This window comes from Pseudoalteromonas sp. S3776 (assembly GCF_005886915.1).
GTDB lineage: Bacteria > Pseudomonadota > Gammaproteobacteria > Enterobacterales > Alteromonadaceae > Pseudoalteromonas.
Genome location: NZ_PNCU01000038.1, coordinates 99,369 through 119,417, shown reverse-complemented (window position 1 = coordinate 119,417; position 20,049 = coordinate 99,369). Strand labels below are relative to the sequence as shown.

Sequence of the window (20,049 nt, the reverse complement as noted above, 5' to 3'; positions counted from 1 at the left end):
AACGCTCTCTTTATTATTAAAAACTGTACACCAACGTGGCGCTTAATTCTGAGTCGTATTTAAGATTATCGTCTTCAGGTTTTGAGTTATAACGATACATGTAGGCAAACTTTAACGATACCGCGCCTATGACTTGACTAATCAAAGCGGTTTCTGACTTCAAACGTGAATTTAACCCCGATAAAGACTGTTCAATACTCACATCTTGATTAAAGCGCGTACGCTTTGATACCAAACGTTCCCACTGCATTGCAATACGTACTAAATAACCGGTTTGGTTTTCATCTTCTTCACTCACTTCTGACTCATCATCAGCCACTGAGCGATATAGACCGGGGCCAATATCAATATCTACTTTATTTTTTACACCTTGATATACTCTGGCACCATAACCAGTAGCGACTGTACTTTTGTATTCTAGACCGCTAAATTTATCTTCTTCGTAGTCACCGTAAATAAAAAATGAAGAATTTTTAACCCCCACCTTGTAGTTACCTTGTGCAGAGACAAAAATACGGTCCGCTGTTACGTCTGTTTGCCCTGTGTCGTCATTTTCATCGCGTTTATATAAAGTGTCTAATTTAAACTGATTGCGCCAGTTTTCGAAGTCTTGGTATAAATTCCCTCTAAATTTAAAACTAGTGGAGTTAGTGTTACCTTTACTTAAAATCAAGCCAAATTCAGTATCACCATAAAGCATTTCGCCTTTATGCAGCTCGTGAATTTCTTCATCAGAGAGTTGTCCATATTCATGAAAGTCTTCAAATGGGTCAACAGCCCAACAGCGGCTGCACATTATTAAAAACACGAATAGTAAATACTTATGCACGGTAAACTCTCTGGCACATACAAACAAAACTGCTTACTCAGCGTGCTCTGTTTCTTTCCACAAAATATGACAAAACGGCGCGTCTTTATCACGGCTAATTAAAATTTTTGCAAACAACACATCTTCGTTTTCAAACTCTAACCCCACTAACACCTGTACAAATAACTCCGGCTCTATTTCAAGTGCTACAAAGTCTTGCCATTGCGCATCAGGTTCGCCCTCTTCAATAAACCCAAGTTCTTCTCGGTACTCGTTAAAGTCTTCAACATCTTGCTCGCTAAGATTATTTGGCGCCAGCTCTAAAAAAATATCGTACGCTTGATGGGTAACTTCTTCTTCGCTGTATAAACGTGGGCCTGACATGGGTAAAACCTCAATGCATTTTAAGTGCACACATAATACCAAAACTCATCTGTGATTTGAGAAAAAACACCAAAAAATAATGACTTTTTTGTTACCAGCTCATGTGTGGTTAAGCTTGAATAAGATTCGACGTACTTTGACTAAAAAAGTTAAAAATAATTCAATTTATTTTGTATTATAAAACAAACTGTTACTTTACTTAGCACTGCGTACGTCATAAGCTCAAACACATGCGAATAGGAGAGCGCAATGATAAAACTAGAAATACAACAAGGCATTGCTAACGTTACTCTAAGCCGCGCAGAAAAACAAAATGCACTTAGCTTTGATATGTTTATGAAATTAAACAACACAATTAAACGTATTAAAAAAGATAAGCGTGTTCGCGCTGTAGTGATAAAAGGTGACGGTGAGCATTTTTGCTCAGGGCTAGATGTTGCAGGCGTTATGGCTTCACCTTTGAATATTGTAAGGCTGCTATTCAAATGGCTGCCAGGCAATCAAAACCTAGCGCAAAAAGTGGTGCTGGGGTGGCAATCTTTAAGCGTACCAGTTATTGCACAAATAAATGGAAATTGTTTGGGAGGTGGGCTACAAATAGCGCTAGGCGCCGATTACAGAATTGTTGATATTCAAGCAAAGCTGGCCATTATGGAAGCGCGCTGGGGATTATGCCCCGATATGGGTGCCAATGTAGTGTTAGCTGGTTTATTAAAACGTGACCAAGCGCTTTGGCTTGCAAGCCACGCAAACCCTATTAATGCGCAAAAAGCTTACGAGCTTGGATTAGTCACAGAGCTTACAAGTAATACAGAGCAAGCCACCCAACGTATGTTAAATACATTGCTAGAGCGCTCCCCCGACACACTTGCCGCTATAAAGCGCGTTACTCAGCAAAGTTATGCAACAAACCAACGAAAAATATTAGCTAAAGAAACGTTTAGCCAAGTTCGTTTGCTACTCAACCCCAACACAAAAAAAGCAATCGCCAAAACAAAAGGGAAAGCAGATATAAACTATGCAAACTCTAAACGCTGGTAAGACTAAGTTCGCATTTAAAAATGGGGTGAATTTGCTAACGTTAGCTTTTTTATATACTAATGAGCCATTATCATGAAGTACTTGCTTAGCAGTGTAATTATTTTACTGTGTTTAGGGTGTGCTAAATTAATAATGCATTTGATAGGTGGCAGCTTTCCTGCCCCCCTCCTTGGCATGGTTATCTTACTAAGTTTATTACTGTTAGGTGTAGTGAAAGAGCACCATATTAAACCCTCGGCCTCCCCTATTTTAAATATTATGCCAATATTTTTTATACCCGCGGGGGTAGGATTTATCGAGCACATTGCACTTATTAAGCTGCATTGGCCCTATTTAGTTTTGGTTATTTTGCTCGTCCCTGCCAGTACGCTTTTACTGGTAAGCAGCGTTGTTGGCTATGTTAAAGGTAAAAATAACAATGACTGAGCTGCACCTTACGCTATGGTACTTAACAACTCCCGCTATTATTTTGCTGTTTTTACTATTAAGAGCGTTTAATAAACACTGGCAGTACAGCATAGTAAAGTCGCTCACCAACCCGGTGTTTTTAAGTATTGCGATTATTGCCTTAGTGCTTGTTAATTTAAAATTACCTTATGCTGATTTTTCCACGCATAGCCAACTACTTAGCTGGCTATTAGAGCCTGCTATAGTGGCACTGGCCTTACCTTTGTATCAGCAGTTTATACATGTAAGAAAAAATCTACTGTTAATAGTAAGCACCTGTAGCTTAGGTATTATTAACGCCACTGTGGTGGCTTTTATTTTAAGTATTTTATTTGATGTACCCGCGAATTTAAGCGCATCCGTAGCTGCATTAAGTGTAACTACGCCTATTTCATTAATAGTTACTGAGTCTTTAGGGGGGATTAGCTCACTTGCCGCAGCATTAGTTATATTTATTGGCTTACTAGGCGCACTCTTTGGGTTAATGCTCATTAAGTGGATAGGTATCAATAACCACCAAGCACAAGGAATAGCAATGGGAACTGCGTGCCATGCTATAGGCACCGCAGCAGCTCTTGCTGAACACCCAAAAATAGGCGCACTTTCCTCAGTTGCTATGGCCTTAAGTGCACTACTAACGGCAATTATCGTCCCTGTGCTATATCCATTTTTAATCAACACTTTGCTATAGTTAGCAAAAATAATTACGCAATATAAAGAGCCCACTATGATCAGTTCTGAAATAGAACAATTTGAAAAATACTACACCATGCTCACTGAGTATTTAGTTACCTACAGCATGCAAATTGTGGGCGCCATTCTTATACTTATATTAGGTTTGTGGGTTGCAAAAAAACTCTCAAACCTAGTTGCAAAACTGATGGCTCGTCACAATGTAGATGTCACACTTACCAGTTTTGTGAGTAACGTGGTAAAAGTATTACTTATTGTGATGGTCATCGTTATAGCGCTTGGCAAAATAGGCATTAGTGTTACCCCCTTTGTAGCGGCTATAGGTGCCGCCTCTCTAGGTGCGGGTTTAGCCTTACAAGGGATGCTTTCAAACTATGGCGCAGGCCTTGCTATTATTGCCACGCGCCCCTTTGTGGTAGGCGATACCATTGAAGTAAAAGGGGTCAGCGGCCAAGTAAAAACAATTGAGCTGGGTTACACCATTTTAATTGATGAAGAGAAAGTAGAGATCACGATTCCTAATAAGCACATAGTGGGTGAGATTATTCATAACTCCTTTAGCTACTCGTTAGTTAAAGGAGAAATAGACATAGCCTACACTGCATGCGCTGATACCGCTGTTAGCCTTATTGAAGAAGTGTTAAAGGCCCATGACCAGGTCGCTCAAAATCCCCTATCACAAGTGGGTATAGAACGCTTTGCCGATAGCGGCGTTACCATTAGTTATCGCTATTGGGTACCTACAACCAAAATTATAGAAACCAAACTAGCTATTAATGCTGGTGTTTATAAAGCCATTAATGGCGCTGAGATAGAAATACCGTTCCCGCAACGCGTAGTGACTATTAATAACAACGCGCATTCGTAATAGCAAACAAAGCCGCTTAATGCGGCTTTGTTGTTTTATAGCTTAAAGCAGTAATAAACTGCCTAACCCTAAAAAGGTCACAAACCCGACTATATCGGTCACCGTGGTTAATATTACCGAGCCAGAAAGCGCAGGGTCTATTTTCATTTTGTCTAAAATAGACGGTATAACAACCCCAGCTAACGACGCAGCAACTAAGTTAAGCAATATCGCAATGGTAATTGTAATGCTAAGCATGGTGTCGCTAAACCAAGCAAAAGTTAACCCGCCAATCACTAAGGCCCACACCAAACCATTTACAGCGCCTACCCGTAGCTCCTTTTTTAAAAGTGCATTGCGGTTAGAGTCGGTGACTTGCCCAAGCGCTAAACCGCGCACTATTACTGTTAACGTTTGACTACCCGCAATTCCGCCCATAGAGGCCACCACAGGCATAAGCACCGCCAGGGCCACAACTTGCTCTATTGTTGCGCCAAACAAACCTATAAACCACGATGCTAAAAACGCCGTCGCTAAATTTATACCCAACCAAATTCCGCGGTTTTTAGCACTCTTTTTGACACTCGCAAACAGGTCTTCGTCTTCACGTAAACCACCGGCTTTTGCCGCGGCTTCATCGGCAATTTCTTGGCGTAATTCGTATGCCGCGCTAATGGTTAAACGCCCTACCAATTTATTATCACTATCAACCACCGGCATGGCCATTTTTTCACTGTGAATAACCACTTCTGCCGCTTCGTATAAATCATCATCTGCATGTAATGATGAAAAGTCATAGTTTGCCAGCGCCAATAGGTTATCGCCTTCATCGGCTTTTATTAAATCATTTATTGCAAGTTCACCTATTAGGCTGCCTTGGCGGCTAACTAAATACACCACTTCGCTGTATTGCGGCAACCCTTTTTGCAGTAGTTTTTTAACACCTGCTATTGTTGCTTTTTCGGTTATTTTTAAAAAGTCGAAACCAGCCCAGTGCCCTAATTGCTCAGGCGGATACTGTTGAGCAAGATCGTATTGTTTGGTTTGTGCTTCATCGAGTTGCTTTTTTGCATAATCAACAAAGCGCTCAGGGATAACCTCTTCAAGCTCAAGTAACTCCTCAACATTTACTTCATCTAATAACGCGTACGCCTCGTTATCATCTAAGGTTTGTAGTAACCATAAACAGCTGTCATCACTGAGGGTGACAAATATTTCGTGTTGCGTGTCTTTATCTAATAGTTGCCAAATTTCTAAGCGCTGCTCTTTGGGTATGGCTTCAAAAAGTAGTGATAAATGCTCAGTAGATAAATTAAGCTGTGCATCGGCTAAAAGCTGGCTTTTTTGTGCGTGTGTTTCGCATTGTAATAAATCGTTTATTAGCTGCGGTAGTTGGTCGACTGGATACTCAATCATCTTGAAACCTTAAATTTAAAAATGCACATTGCTTATAGTTTACTTGAACAATAAAAAATTGCAGAAAAAACCTAAACTTATTAAAGCACTTTAAGCTTTGGTATTTGAAACTGCACTCATTTTTTTTGCGCATTGTAGGGGCAAAAACACCCGCGATACTACTGTTTATTTTAAAAATTTAAAAAGAAGTGATTGGCCTTATTTTTAGCCAAAAAAAAGCCCATAACGCTAAGCGGTTACGGGCAAAGTTACACAATGAAAAAAGGGGAATTAAAATCTATCAGTTAAGTTACGTATTAGGTCAGAGTCCACAAACTGCGTGACCATTGCAGCACCCCATGCATATGCACGTTGTATTGGGTAGCCTTTGAATATCCATCGCTTACGAACATGGTTAAAACGCTGCAAATACTGCTGCTTAGCACGCGGCAAAGGTGTACTACTTAGCTTATCCCACGCTTTGTATACGCCCGACATGTCGCAGCCGCGCATAAAACGCTGCAACCAACGCGCAAAGCGCGAAAAGCTAATGGTTGACTGAAAATCAATGATATAAGGCTTGCCATCGCTACCACATAATATATTGCCCATATTACGTAAATCTAAATGCACAATGCCTAGGCGGTGCATTTTTGCAACTTGGCGTTCAAGCTCAATAAAAAACTCAACAGGCAACGCCTTGCCCTGCTGTATTAAGCTGCTAAGCGGCGTGCCTTCTATGTAGTCATACGCCACCGCTATCGGCGATAAACGGCTAAACCGATTAGCTACTGCATCAAGCTGTGCTAAACGGCTCAACCCTTTAAATTCTTGATTTACAGAAAGCTTGGCAAAGGTTTTACGAATAAACCACGGGCTTTGGCTAAAGTCTTTTACTATTAAGTCAAACGTATCATCTTTGTACCTGTATACAATTGCATTCGCAAAACGCCCTTTATGAACAACACTTAAATACTGTTGCATAAATACATGTTCAGGAAACTGCTGCTGTAATTGTGATAACAACTTATTTTCAATCATAACAAACCTAACAAGATGATAACTTTAATTGCCTAGGCAACTATATTAACAAGATTGGATTTGCCGCACAATGAGAACTAGTACTTAGCAGGCTAAGTTTTTATTGAAACAGTATCGCTAAAATGTTGATAATCTATTCGGGGGGTGAGTCTAAATTGGTTATTGCTTTAAATAATAAATCTATAACTTGCTGTTTTTCATCATCAGAGAATCCGTTAAGCGCTTTAGCATACACCTCATTTACCAGAGGCATTATTTGCGGGTACAAGGCTTTGCCTTTTTCACTTAAACCTAAAATGGTAGAGCGCTTATCGAACTCGCACTGAGTTTTTGCAATAAGATCTTTTTCTTCTAGGCGCTTTAGCAAGCGGCTCATAGCCCCTTTATCGTAAACCATATGCTCACACAGCCCAGCTAATGTATTTGCCGAGCCTTTTGCTAATAATACCACCACAATATATTGGGCCGACGTTAAACCCATTGACTGAAGCTGTGTATCAATATGGCTAGAAAGCTTTGAACGTAAAAACGAAATTACTCGCCCTAAATCTTGCTCAGGTATTAATTGTGCTCGGTTACAGCTATTTATCGAAGGCATACTTTGTTGCATATAAGGATTACTCAGTTTATTTAAAAATGCGTGTAATAGACTACACATAATTAATAAAATTCCCTAGGGTTAGCATACTTTCAATAATAAAAAGCCGCAACGTAAGTCGCGGCTATTAGTAATTTAAACAATACTGTTTAAAACTTTAAACCTTAAACTGCCCTATTAATTGCCCTAAGTTCTCACCGCGCCCAGCTAAATTTTGGCTAACCTCAGAAGTGGCCTTACTTGCTTGAGTTAGTTCATTAACAATTTCTTGAATGGCAAACACATTACGGTTTATCTCTTCTGTCACTGAGCTTTGCTCTGTTGCAATAATCCAACAATTATTTTTTACCATTTGGGTCTGTCATCCCTATTTTATTCTGCCCTTCAATAGCGCTTACTAACAGAGCATGGAACACGCTAACGCCGCGTGTGTCGTAAATAAAAAAGTAACCGTCGTCACCAAAAGTAAGCTCCCTCAGGACATTTTTAACACCTTGTGTAGATCCGTTATCCAACTGATGGCGTACCAACTCAATTGAGATTTCCACTTCAGTGGCAAGTAGCGAGGGTTTGTCTTTAATGAGTTTAGCTTTAATTGTTTCAAAATTTTGTTGCTGATTTTGCGATTCTAAATAGTACGAGCTGGCCATTAAGCTCATTAATAACTAGCTCAACGGTAAAATAGCCAGTAAAAAAGTTTATTTCTTAAGCTTATGTTACTCATTAAATCTCCACAAATAGGGTATACACGCAGACACTGTCTGCTTTGCCGTAATCAACGTAATAAAGTAAGCATTCAATATGTCACTATTTATACCAATTTATAAATACCATAGGGGTTTGCCAAGGGCTGGCAAGGTGGGCGCATTATAATTAGATTACAGCGCTTTAGATATATAGTATCACTTGGCATTAGTCGCAATTTTTATCGAAAACATTGTGCAGTAACGCGTCTTTATTACCTTTTATTTAGTTAACGCTTAAGCAATAGAGCCAGTCTTCACCTCACATTAAGGTAGCCAGGCATTTTTATTTAACATATAATCATCACAATTCTAATAATAAATACTTATACAAAAAAACGGAACAATGTTCAACGTTAACTTAGGCTGTGGTTTTTAAAAAATAATGAAGTATTTCTTATATCTAACGTTGTTAATTTGTTTAAACGTGTGCGCTCAACCTGCCAGCAAGAGTATTGCTTTTTACTATTCATCCCCCATGCCACTGGCTGAAATGACCTTTTATTCACGGGTTGTTGTGCAACCACAAAATATCACTAAACACGAACTGAATTGGCTAAAAGAGCGTGATATTAGTGTATATGCTTATCTAAGCGTAGGAGAGTCGTATACTGAAAATGAATCTTCAGTAGCTCAAAACCCACACTGGGATAGCCACATTGCTGATTTAACCGCTGAGCATTGGCAACAACATTTGCAAAAACAAGCGAATCAATTAAAGCAACGCGGCTTTAACGGTTTGTTTTTAGACACACTCGACAGCTACCAATTATTAAAACCCGATTACGATAAAGCAGCTCAACAAGCGGGCCTTGTTGATATAATTAAGGGTTTGTCGAGTACGTTTAACAAACACTTAATCCTCAACAGAGGATTTGAGTTATTGCCTAAGCTTAATAATTACGCATCTGATTTAGTTTCCGAAGGACTCTTTAGCCACTTTAACCCAGTCGATAACAGTTACAAACTCACCACTGTGGATGATCAAAACTGGTTAAATGCACAGCTTAACAAAGCACAAAAACTTGGCTTTAAAGTGCAGGTTATTGACTATGCAAAACCGCAGGCTCGCCTTGCAATGGCAAAACAAATTAGCGATCAAGGCTATGCACCTTGGGTTACTGATGGACACCTTCAAACTTGGGGGACATCAAGCATCCAGCCTGTGCCTAGGCGTATACTCATTCCGTATAACAGTAATGTAAAGCCACTGATATACACCACTGTCCATTTAAAACTTGCCACAATGATTGAGTATTTAGGCTACATCCCCGATTACATTGATGTAGCAAATACGCCTTTACCTAAAGTAGATACCAGCCTCCATGCTGGCATTATCTCGTGGACAACGAGCGATCAGTTTTATGATGCTCAAGTTATTGAGTGGCTCGAAGGTAACTTGGGGGTGGTACCACAACTTATTCTCGGCGAACTTCCACCTTCTAATAAATTATTACAAAGTTTAGGGGTAGAAACCCTTAACACTCCTTCAAATGGGCCTTATAAGCTTGCAACGATGGTACCTTGGCTGAAGGGTGAAGCGGCCAGCGCGCCCGCTATTGTAAAACCGTATTTATTAACACTTACTACGAACGCGCAATCATTAATATCAATACACGCTGACGATGGCACCACGCTAACTCAGGCAAGCAAAACAAAGTACGGTGCACTCATTGCGGCCCCCTGGCTAATAGATACATTACCTATGGAGGGCAGCAACTGGGTTGTAGACCCAGTTGCTTTATTAACTGATGCGATGGGACTTGCACCAATACTTGCCCCTGATACCACCACATTAAGTGGCCGGCGGATGCTGACACTGCATATTGATGGCGACGGTTTCACGAGCATTGCGCACTTTGCAGGTAAGCCTTATGCTGCAGAAATAATCCGTGATGAATTTATTAAAAAATATAAGCTGCCATTAACCTCTTCAATTATTCAAGCTGATATTGAGCCTAATGGATTGCATAGCGCTGACAGCCCAAAGCTTGAAAAAATAGCCAAAGAAATATTTGCGCTTCCCTATGTTGAGGTTGCATCACACACCTACAGCCACCCCTATTTTTGGACAGCCTTATCTGGCAGAAAAGAAATAGATAAAGACGATACCGACTACGGGTTTCATTTAGATGTTCCCGGCTATGATGCCATAGACTTAAACAAAGAAATAACTGGTTCAATAAACTACATTAATGAGCGACTCGCACCAAAAAACAAAAAAACCGTAATGATGCTATGGTCGGGTGATGCGACCCCAGGGCCTAAAGCGCTTGAGCTTGCACGAAATGCGGGAGTAATTAACGTAAATGGGGGAAATACCGACGTAAATGCTGATAACCCAAGCTTGTCGCATATTTCGCCTATTGGCCGCCCTGAGCGAGATTTGCTGTATCAAATATACGCCCCTATCTTAAACGAAAATGTTTACACTAACTTATGGCATGGCCCTTACTATGGCTTTAAGCGTTTAGTAGAGACATTTGAAATAACCGAAAAGCCATACAGGTTAAAACCTTACACAATTTACTTTCATTTTTACTCTGGCGAGGTGCCGGCGGGGCTTGACGCACTGCATTACAATGTGGATTACGTATTAGCCAGAGAAAACACCCCTGTGCATTTGAGCCAATATGCACGTATCGCCAAAGATTTTTATTTCTCTGCGCTTGCTAAAAATGCGCGTGGCGAATGGCTCTTTAGCTCTAAATATATAAAAACGCTACGCTTGCCTGCTATTTTTGATGTACCTAACATGACTAACAGCCACGGTATTTTAGGGGTAACGGCGAAAGGCAATTATATTCACGTGGGCGATGAAATAGCCACAATCAACTTTGATCACACAACCCCCGATAACCAACCTTATTTGCTTTCTGCCAATGTAGCGTTTAGTCATTGGCAGGTAAACGGCCCTGTCAGCTTTAAAGCGTGGATTGAAGCTAAAATTGAGCTAAGAAATGCCCAAAACTGTCAGTTTATCTCTCATATGGGTGAGCGTTACAGTGGAAAAACGTTTGGTAATAAAACGCAGTTTACATTACCTGCTGGCGAATTTTATGGCTATTTAAACTGCGCAACAAGGGCTCAATGATGAATAATAAAAAACGCCCTCACTTAGTGTCTGTTAAAACTATTTTAATTATTTTAGCCGTAAGCTGCTTTTCTCTTTACGCGCTGTTCCCACACACCCTCTTTTTTGAAGACGACTCATTATCGCAAGATTATACCTTTGAAAAAACCTACTTAAATGCCGCGTTAATTACAGACCCCTACAATGAAAAACTACGTGCAAAAAAAATAGCCATTCATATTGGTTTAAATGAATATTCACAAGCAACTAGCGAGCTTAAAAAGCTTCCTAAAAGTGATAAAAAAACTGAGCTAGAAATTAAACTTTTATACGCACTATGGGTTGATAGCGGTGCTAAAAAAGATGACCGTTTTGAAGAATTAACTCTTAAATTGTCGGCATTCACACATTGGGATGAACAATTATTAGAAATAGCCAAAGCAACAGGGCTTAATACAAGCGTAGCCCAATACTATGAGCGATACGCTCAGCCATTACTAGCCGCTGATTTTTGGTTAAGCGCTGGGGAGCCAGCCAAGGCCTTGGCCATTTATAAAACCCATATAAATGCTGATGTAGCTCAAAAAGCAATTGAAACTGCGCTTGGCGCTAACAACCCAAAGCAAGCCTACAGATGGTGGAAAAAATACGGTGATACCGCAAATTCTGAGCGTACATTATATTATGCAAGCCTAGCAGGTGATGATGTAGCCGCCTTGAAAGCAGTTGAAATATTACTAAAAGCACAACCTAATAACAGCGAGTATTTAACCAAAGCCATGCACTTACGCCTTGCCAATGGCGATGCACCAGGGGCTGAGCAATTAATCGCAAAGTTATTACGTAAAACCCCAAACAATAAATCGCTTAGGCTTTTAAACTGGAAAATTATGCGCTGGCAAAACAAACCAAAGCAAGCGCTTAAAGAATTTAAATGGTTAATGGCTCACAAAGCCGTTGATGTGGCTATGCTGACCGATAGTATTAATGACGCCAACGCTCTTTACTTGTACCAAGACGCTAACGACATTTACGAATATAAAGCGCAAAACCGACAGCTTAAAGGCAACGGATTTGCAAATTGGATGCAAACCAACGAATTTATTGGTAACGCAAAACAAGAGCTTAATCATATTGAGCGCTATGAGCAAATAAACGGAAAAACACCTCTTTCACAATATTGGAAAGCCAAGGTGTTACACGATACCGGTAATTTAGCTGGATTAAGAGCCTTGTGGCCTCACTACGCAGGGCCAAAAAACGAAGAAGATTTACTCTGGCTTGCAAGAGCACATTGGTTAAATGATGACTTTACAACTGCTTTGACCATTCTAAAGCAAAAAACACACAGTAACGATGATGAGTTTTGGAGTGCACGTGTTGATATGGCTATGCGTGTGAACGATAAACAAGAAGAGTTGTACGCCTTAGAGCAATTAAAAAACATTACCCCCTTGAGTGTAGGTGATATGCTGCATTATCAGCAGTTAAAATTTGCCGACAACCCACAAGGTTTATTAAATTACCTATGGCAGCAAGCGCCATTGACCGATAGACAATTAATTCAAATCACCTTATTAAGTACGCAAATTGGCGATGAAGAACACGTTACTCGTGCTCATCAGGCTCTTGAAAAACAACGTTATAATAAAGCGCTTTACCCAGCATGGTTAATCTTATCAAACTGGTACCAAAACCAAAGTGACTTAAACTACGCGTACACAACACTTAACCGTGCAGCAAAACTAAGCGAATACAATCCCGATGTGGTACTCACGCAAGGCTGGCTTGCATTACAAATGCACGACACCATTATGATTAAGCGTATTTTAGCTAACTACTCAAGCAATGAGCCCAACCGAGATTGGGCACAATTATTGGCGAGTTTATCTATTCATCAAAAAGCCTTTAATAGTGCTTACTTTTATCTGCGCCAGTTAGCTGTTAGTAATCCTCGGGATTTAACCACTTTAGTAAATTTAGCCGATGTGATGAACCAATTAGGCTACTACGCTAACGCCAGCGAACTTAAACATTATTTATTAAACCATTTACCAAAAGACAAATACGCATACCGCGGTTTAATGATCCAGTGGGCAGGTGCTATGGCCGTGCCCCACTTACGCCAATTTAGTAGCTTAGATGACATAGCGCCTGAGGCTATAAACAACACAACCGCTAACTGGTGGTTAGCAAGACGGGCTGCACAAAAGCTTGAGCCATGGCAAAAGCTACAATTAGCTATGAGCAACGGCGAATTTAATAAAGTGAAGGCGCTGGTAAATACACAAACGTTAGGCAAAGTAGATGAACTCAGCGCTTTATTATATTTAAAGCAACCTTATGCAACTATGCAGCGTTGGTATGAGGAGTTAACACAAGAGCCAACACTAGCCGAAACGTCTTTATTACGTAATGCCCGCACCAGCTACTTTAGAGCATTAGAGATTAATCTATCGCCCGAGGCGGGTTTAAACACTAGCCAGTACGATGTAAATGTTTATTTTCCGTATGCTAAAGGGCAATGGAAACTAAGTATTAGTAATCAGCAAAATCTAAATAACAACGGGTTGCTGTTTGCCATTGAAGATAAGATGACGTGGGGCCGCTGGTACTTTGATGCAAAAGTAGACTCGCATCAGGGCAAATTAATGAGCCGCCAAGGCCTGAGTCTAGATACGCGTTACCAATGGGATTCACGTACTCAGGTAGGTTTAAAACTTGAGCACAATGTTGAAAACCGCCAGTCAGAAACCTTGCTTAGCTTTGCTAAATTAAATAAAACCACGGCTTATATTAATTACGCCATTGATGGGCGCCAAAACGTGCAGCTCTCGGCAGCCGCAATGGCGTTTAAACGCCGCAGCGATAGCTCAACGCTTGTAAAAGGCCAAGAATACAACGCCCGCTATCAATACACTATTTTAAAAGACCGCCCTATTTGGAATACCTATTTTAGTGCGCAATGGCAAGACTTTGAGCGCACACTCGCCCCTTTAGGTGTAGACCAAAGAGCACGACCGCAACTTATTGATATACAACCATTTAGGCGCTTTGCTCTGGGTACCTCGCTTTCGTCAAACACAAACTTAGCTCCGCCATACTTAGGCGAAAGTCCCTCATGGTTATTTGACATCAGTACGGGTTATCAAACGTTAAATGATACCCTTGATGTGTCAGTATCAAGTGGAGCAGGCTGGTCTGTGCTAGGGGATGACTTATTTAAATTACAACTGGGTTATCAAAGTAGTAATAAAGTGGGCAACTCAGATACACAATTACAATTAGGCTATTACGTACATTTTTAATGTTAGGAGAGAATATGTTTCGTTTAATCATACCGTGTTTGGTATTAGTGCTCAGCGCATGTACCACCAGCCGTGTGGCTGATGATGTAGAGCTGGGACCATCAACTACCGTGGCGTTACTGCCTTTGGTAAATCATGCGCAAACTCCATTAGCTGGTGAACGTGCAGAAGATATACTGGCCAGTATTTGGCAGCAAAATAAGCTACCAAAGTTATTACGTGCACCGCGAAATAATAACAAGGAGCTTCCGCCGCTTGACGACCAATACCGCCTTGATAACGCTATGCAGTGGCTAAACACGCAGCAAACAGACTATGTATTATCAGGCAGCATTGAAGAATGGCGTTATAAAGCAGGCCTCGATGGTGAGCCTGTAGTAGCACTAACACTCAGCTTAACGGCTACAGGTCAAACAACACCACTTTGGACCGGTACTATCGCCAAAAGTGGCTGGGGACGCGATAGTATTGCTGCCACAGCACAAGATGTTATTGCCGATTTAATTTCGTACATTGAGGTTAGTGAGTGAAAACACATTTTTTTCGACCAAGAGAGGTTCCTGAGCTACAAATTTGGGCTGAGGTAATTATATTTACCACGCTTGCAATTGTACTGCCGGTTATATTTAACGCCGAAGACCCCTTTTGGACGGAAAATGGGTTTTCGTGGCCAGTCCTTGGGCCGCTGTTAGTGGCTTTGCGCTATGGTTTTTCAAAAGGCTTTATAAGCATATTATGTTTATTAGCTGGGCAGTTATTGTTAAGTGAAAGCCAGGTATTAGCGCAACCTAACGAGTTTAATATCAACGCTATGATTGGTTATTTAATTGTTATTATGATTGCTGGCGAATTCAGAGATGTATGGGAGCGCACCAATCAACAGCAAAGTATTGAACTTGAATATGTCACTAACCGATTAGAGACCTTTACCCGCCAATATCATTTAATAAACTCATCCCATGACCGGATTGAGCAAATGCTAGCAGGTCATACTCTTAGCCTTCGCGAATCACTTCAAGCGGTTCGCTCCGTTATCGGGCAACTAACACAAAGACGCTTAGACAGTGCAGCAACAAGCATTTTAAACTTATTTGTTGAGTATGGCTCACTCGAAAAAGCCGCACTTTATAAAGTAGAAAACAACGCCATAATAGAGCCGCCCTTAGCAAGTATAGGTGCTATGGGGGAGCTAAAGCTGGACGACCCACTTATAAAAGCTATGTTTGAAGAGCGCGAATTGGTTTCGGTAAAAGAGATTAAAAATACGTTTAGCCAATACCACATTGCTATCCCACTGGTTGATATTAATAACACCATTTATGGGGTTATTTTAGTACAAAACATTCAATTTTTTGCGCTCAAAAACACCACTCTCACCTTGCTTGCGGTTATGGCCGGTAATATCGGTGATTTACTTCGCCATGAAATAACCAACCCGGTAATGACCCCAGAAGAAACACCTTATTTTGTAAGACAGCTACGCAGAGCAAACAAAGAAGCTAAACGCTATAACATTCCCTCGCAACTGCTTAAACTAAAAGCAGTGCAAATAAGTGATGAGTCGCGTCAGTTGTTAGAGTATTTAAGTGAGGCTCGTCGGGGACTAGATATTTACCTTTACGACAGTGAGAACTACACTCTGTTATTGCTTATGCCAATGGCAAATGAACTGGATAAAAGCGGATTTATATCGCGTATTAACACATGGTGTATTGAACACTTTGGCAAAACCATTGAGCAACTGCATATTAAAATAGAAGAACAAGTGGCCTTACCAATAAGTAGCGAACACATCGCTAAGCTAGTTGCACCTCATGATTAAAATTATTGTTGCCGCTTTTATTGGTTGTTTATGTGAATACTTTGCTTTTGCGCATATTTTAGATGCGCCTAACTGGCTATTGATTGTTTTATTGCATGGCATTGCTAGCCTGTGCTTTACCTTTGTTAGTCATGCTTTTATGCCTAACAAATATAAAACCACCTTAAAAAGTGGCTCAGCGCTGTTATTTTTGCTGCTGTTTACCTTGCCAGTGTTTGGTATTTTAGGGGTGGTATTTGCCATTACTTTTGCCCTTAGTAAACCGCTTAAAAACAGCGACATTGATATTGTAGAGCACAAGGTTCCTGCACTGCCTTTTGAAGCAAGAAGTGTTTCAGCAACGCCTATTTACTCAATGGGTGGATTAAAAGCTATTTTAAAACACGCCAGTGAGCCCAATAAACGCCTAAGTGCAGTAATGGCTGCACGGCACATGAGCGATGCCCAGGCTATTCCTATTCTCAAACTGGCCTTAAAAGACTTAGAAGATGATATTCGTTTACTTGCCTATTCAACTTTAGATAGCAAAGAAACAAAACTGAACGAAAAAATAAGCCAGTGCCAGCAAGACATAGCCAATACTACTCAGCAACCCAAATTAAGCAATCTGCAACGCCAACAAGCAGAGCTTTATTGGGAGCTTAGTTACTTAGGGTTAGCACAAGGCGCACTAAAAAAATACGTACTAGAGAAAGCAGAAACACTGACTTTAACAAGTATAGAGTTTGATCCTCAACCAGCAAGCTATGTGTTTTTAGGCCGTATTCAGCTAGCGCTGGGTAAGTTAAATGATGCGCAACAAAACTTAAATCTAGCCACTAAATTGGGCATGGCCAGACGCCACGTATTGCCTTATAAAGCCGAAGTTGCCTTTGGATTACATAATTACACTGACTGTCAGCGCTATCTAGAAGAATTAGCGCTACAGCCCAAGGGTTCTGAGTTACGCCATTTACAGGAGTATTGGCATGAGTGAAAAAAAAGCTGACATTCTACTCTTACTTGAAGGCACTTACCCCTATGTCAGGGGCGGCGTATCGAGCTGGGTGCACCAGATAATAGAAGGCCTACCCCATTATAACTTTGAACTTGTGTTTGTTGGTGGCGCACCTGAACACTACGGTGATATTCAATACACGTTACCAAGTAATGTGACAAAACTGCACGAACATTATTTAGTTACGCCCCATAATGCAAAAATAAGCGCTAAACATGGCGTTAAATATAAAAAAGAGCTGTTCGATTTTTGGCAGCAACTGCAAAGCTATTTTCGAGACTGTAAAGATCCTATCCCCACAGAATTAGTCAAGTTTGCCTTTGAAAACCTAGCTAAAAAAAGTGGCATAAACGAAGCAGATTTTTTATATAGCGAATCGTCGTGGCAAGTGCTGGCAAACTATTATTTAACCTATTGCGATGAATCCTCATTTATCGACTTTTTTTGGTCGTACAGAAATTTATATAAACCACTGTTTAAAATAGCCGAAATAGCCCGCTCCCTCCCCGATGTAAAACTGATTCATTCTATTTCGACAGGTTATGCGGGTATATTAGGCGCAGGTGCAAGCGTTATACACAACACGCCATTTTTGCTTACCGAGCACGGTATTTACACTAAAGAACGTAAAATAGATTTAATACAAGCTAGCTGGATAAAAGAGTCTGAGCAAAGTCTCGGTAAAAACCTAAATACTGAAATGGGCTTTATTCGCCGAATGTGGATCAGTTTTTTTGAGCAAATTGGCCGCACTACTTATCATCAGGCAGACAAAATCATTTCTCTGTATGAGGGTAACAGACAACGACAAATTAAAGATGGCGCCAGTGAAAGCAAAGCCTCTGTAGTCCCTAATGGTATAAAAACAAAACGCTTTGTTGATGCACTTAACGCAAGACCTAAATCGGTCCCGAGGGTGGTAGGGTTAATTGGCCGTGTAGTGCCAATTAAAGATATTAAAACCTTTATCCGTGCCATCAAAGAGGTCCAAGCCGACCTGCCAGACATAGAAGGCTGGATCATAGGCCCTTTTGAGGAAGACCCACAGTATTACAAAGAGTGTCAGTTACTAGTAAGCAGCCTAGATTTAAGCAATAACATTACGTTTACCGGCATGCAAAACATTGCCGAAATACTCCCAAAATTAGGCCTTGTGGCGTTGACTTCAATTTCTGAAGCGCAGCCTCTGGTATTGCTTGAAGCAATGGCAGCAGGCGTACCTGTGCTTGCAAGTGACGTAGGATCGTGCCGAGAAATAATAGAAGGAGGTAGCGAAGAAGACAAGGCGCTTGGTAAGGCTGGCGAAGTAGTGTCTATTGCTTCACCTAGCGAGACCGCACAGCAAATAAACACGATATTACAAAACGAGCAAACATGGTATCAGTACCAACAAAGCGGCCTAAAACGAGTTAAAACATACTACGACGAGAGCCACATGTTTGCCCGTTACGATAAACTTTACAAGGATACAATCGCATGGCCGGAATAGGTTTTGAGATACGTAAAATTCTCAAAAAAAATACCCTACTTTCTGTTTTTGAAGCCTACGGTTACGCAGGATTAATAGGCTCGGGGCCTTGGCTACTTTCTATTATAGCGCTCATGCTCATTGGTATTTTAAGCTTAGGTGTCGTGCTGCCTAAAGTATTAATTGTTCAATTTTTAACGCTTATTACCTACATGATGGCAGCGTCTCTTATATTAACTGGCGGACTACAGCTGTTATTAACACGCTTTGTTGCCGATCTGTTTTTTCAAAAAAAGGATGAGCAAGTACTGCCTAACTTACTGGGGGCACAACTAGTAACAACAGTTGCGGCCTTGCTTATTGGTTTAGCCGTTTGGCCAATACTACCGCTGCCCGTAGTCACTAAAATAATCATATTGGGGGCATTTGTAAGCTTATGTAACCAATGGCTTGGCGCTATATTTTTATCAGGAATGAAAGAATACCGGCTTATTTTAGTGACCATGTTAAGCGGTTACAGCTTTATGGTGTTACTGGCATTTTTACTGCGCGACTGGCAAATAGACGGGTTGTTTTTTGCGTTTTTTGCCGGTGAAGCGCTACTGTTTTTTAGCTTTTTGTTTATGATTATTCGCCGCTACCCTGGCGGTAAACTCATTAGTTTTGATTTTTTAAACAATAAAAAAGTGTATTACAGCCTCTTTTTTTGTGGGCTCTTTTACAATGTAGGCGTGTGGGCCGATAAAATTATTTTTTGGTACACCCCCGCTACCTCTATTCAAATTATTGGCACATTAAGAGCAAGCCCTATTTACGACTTGCCTATATTCTTAGCCTATTTAACCATTATTCCAGGCATGGCGGTATTTTTAGTCAGAATGGAAACCGACTTTGTAGAACAGTACGACCGTTTTTATACCGCCATTAGAGATGGCTCATCACTTGAAGAAATTTTTTACCTAAAAGATAAAATGGTGCAAACAGCGCAAGGCGGCCTTTACGATATATTTAAAATCCAAGGTATAACCGTTGCGTGCTTATTACTGTGGGGCGAACAAATACTGAGCTTTATTGGTATAGACCCTAACTACAAAACACTGTTGTTTATTGATGTGGTGGGTGTAGGTGTTCAGGTAATATTTTTATCTATTTTAAATATTTTATTTTATCTAGATAAGCGTGCCACCGTATTATTTTTATCTGGGCTGTTTTTGTTTATCAATATTGTATTTACGATTGCCTCAATTGCATTAGGGCCACAGTTTTATGGTTACGGTTTTGCTCTCTCGACTATAATTACTTCGGTCGTTGGCCTGTATTGGCTATCAAAACAATTTGAAGAGCTTGAATACGAAACTTTTATGCTGCAATAATATATTATAAA

General features: G+C 40.6%; 17 protein-coding genes and 1 pseudogene. 11 read left to right on the top strand and 7 right to left on the bottom strand.

The annotated features are described in order from the left end of the window. Positions 1-16: 16 nt before the first annotated feature. Both CWC16_RS14770 and CWC16_RS14765 read right to left on the bottom strand, forming a co-directional pair. Positions 17-796, bottom strand: coding sequence for a DUF481 domain-containing protein (locus tag CWC16_RS14770; RefSeq protein WP_138542090.1), 780 nt, complete (start codon positions 794-796; stop codon positions 17-19). Between the two features lie 66 nt (positions 797-862). Beyond that, entirely contained in the window at positions 863-1,192 is a 330-nt protein-coding gene (locus tag CWC16_RS14765) for an HI1450 family dsDNA-mimic protein (protein WP_055015370.1), read from the bottom strand. A gap of 249 nt (positions 1,193-1,441) precedes the next feature. Here CWC16_RS14765 and CWC16_RS14760 point away from each other — a divergent pair, with 249 nt between their 5' ends. From CWC16_RS14760 to CWC16_RS14745, 4 genes are all read left to right on the top strand, one after another. Continuing rightward, positions 1,442-2,233 carry a crotonase/enoyl-CoA hydratase family protein gene (locus tag CWC16_RS14760; protein ID WP_138542068.1) on the top strand — a complete coding sequence of 264 codons (792 nt, stop codon included), beginning with the start codon at positions 1,442-1,444 and terminating at the stop codon, positions 2,231-2,233. A 72-nt stretch (positions 2,234-2,305) separates the two neighbouring features. Beyond that, positions 2,306-2,659 carry a CidA/LrgA family protein gene (locus CWC16_RS14755; RefSeq protein WP_138542067.1) on the top strand — a complete coding sequence of 118 codons (354 nt, stop codon included), beginning with the start codon at positions 2,306-2,308 and terminating at the stop codon, positions 2,657-2,659. Next, on the top strand, positions 2,652-3,371 hold the full coding sequence (locus CWC16_RS14750; protein ID WP_138542066.1) for an LrgB family protein: 720 nt from the start codon (positions 2,652-2,654) through the stop codon (positions 3,369-3,371). The genes CWC16_RS14755 and CWC16_RS14750 overlap by 8 nt, the downstream gene beginning before the upstream one ends. A 36-nt stretch (positions 3,372-3,407) precedes the next feature. Continuing rightward, positions 3,408-4,241: a mechanosensitive ion channel family protein gene (locus CWC16_RS14745; protein ID WP_138542065.1), complete on the top strand. Its 834-nt coding sequence runs from the start codon at positions 3,408-3,410 to the stop codon at positions 4,239-4,241. Between the two features lie 42 nt (positions 4,242-4,283). Here the strand turns inward: CWC16_RS14745 and CWC16_RS14740 are convergent, their stop codons facing one another. From CWC16_RS14740 to CWC16_RS14720, 5 genes and pseudogenes are all read right to left on the bottom strand, one after another. Further along, positions 4,284-5,636, bottom strand: a complete 1,353-nt coding sequence (locus CWC16_RS14740) for a magnesium transporter (protein WP_138542064.1) — start codon at positions 5,634-5,636, stop codon at positions 4,284-4,286. 270 nt (positions 5,637-5,906) lie between these two features. Then, the gene (locus CWC16_RS14735) at positions 5,907-6,656 is read right to left on the bottom strand and encodes an RIO2 family protein (protein WP_138542063.1); all 750 of its coding nucleotides are present in this window, start codon (positions 6,654-6,656) and stop codon (positions 5,907-5,909) included. A 133-nt stretch (positions 6,657-6,789) separates the two neighbouring features. After that, positions 6,790-7,314, bottom strand: a complete 525-nt coding sequence (locus CWC16_RS14730; protein ID WP_249929279.1) for a MarR family winged helix-turn-helix transcriptional regulator — start codon at positions 7,312-7,314, stop codon at positions 6,790-6,792. Positions 7,315-7,411: 97 nt separating this feature from the next. Continuing rightward, positions 7,412-7,561, bottom strand: a complete 150-nt coding sequence (locus CWC16_RS14725) for a hypothetical protein (protein WP_502704909.1) — start codon at positions 7,559-7,561, stop codon at positions 7,412-7,414. A gap of 5 nt (positions 7,562-7,566) precedes the next feature. Further along, positions 7,567-7,978: pseudogene (locus CWC16_RS14720) on the bottom strand (cache domain-containing protein); the annotation flags it as partial. Positions 7,979-8,382: 404 nt separating this feature from the next. On the opposite strand from CWC16_RS14720, the gene CWC16_RS14715 reads away from it, so the two are divergent. From CWC16_RS14715 to pelG, 7 genes are read left to right on the top strand one after another with little or no spacing between them, the layout of a single operon-like run. Next, the gene (locus tag CWC16_RS14715; RefSeq protein ID WP_138542061.1) at positions 8,383-11,091 is read left to right on the top strand and encodes a bifunctional glycoside hydrolase/polysaccharide deacetylase family protein; all 2,709 of its coding nucleotides are present in this window, start codon (positions 8,383-8,385) and stop codon (positions 11,089-11,091) included. After that, complete coding sequence (locus CWC16_RS14710; protein ID WP_138542088.1) at positions 11,091-14,378, top strand: tetratricopeptide repeat protein; 3,288 nt, start codon at positions 11,091-11,093, stop codon at positions 14,376-14,378. Before CWC16_RS14715 ends, CWC16_RS14710 begins: the two co-directional genes overlap by 1 nt. 14 nt (positions 14,379-14,392) lie before the next feature. After that, on the top strand, positions 14,393-14,908 hold the full coding sequence (locus tag CWC16_RS14705; protein ID WP_055015381.1) for a hypothetical protein: 516 nt from the start codon (positions 14,393-14,395) through the stop codon (positions 14,906-14,908). Next, positions 14,905-16,200, top strand: a complete 1,296-nt coding sequence (locus CWC16_RS14700) for a PelD GGDEF domain-containing protein (protein ID WP_138542060.1) — start codon at positions 14,905-14,907, stop codon at positions 16,198-16,200. Before CWC16_RS14705 ends, CWC16_RS14700 begins: the two co-directional genes overlap by 4 nt. Continuing rightward, a complete protein-coding gene (locus CWC16_RS14695) occupies positions 16,193-17,176 on the top strand; it encodes a HEAT repeat domain-containing protein (RefSeq protein ID WP_138542059.1) in 984 nt (327 codons plus the stop codon). The genes CWC16_RS14700 and CWC16_RS14695 overlap by 8 nt, the downstream gene beginning before the upstream one ends. Next, positions 17,169-18,686, top strand: a complete 1,518-nt coding sequence (gene pelF / locus CWC16_RS14690) for a GT4 family glycosyltransferase PelF (protein WP_138542058.1) — start codon at positions 17,169-17,171, stop codon at positions 18,684-18,686. Before CWC16_RS14695 ends, pelF begins: the two co-directional genes overlap by 8 nt. Continuing rightward, positions 18,674-20,038 (top strand): exopolysaccharide Pel transporter PelG, encoded by a 1,365-nt coding sequence (pelG, locus tag CWC16_RS14685; RefSeq protein ID WP_138542057.1) that lies wholly within the window; start codon positions 18,674-18,676, stop codon positions 20,036-20,038. Before pelF ends, pelG begins: the two co-directional genes overlap by 13 nt. Positions 20,039-20,049 lie beyond the last annotated feature (11 nt).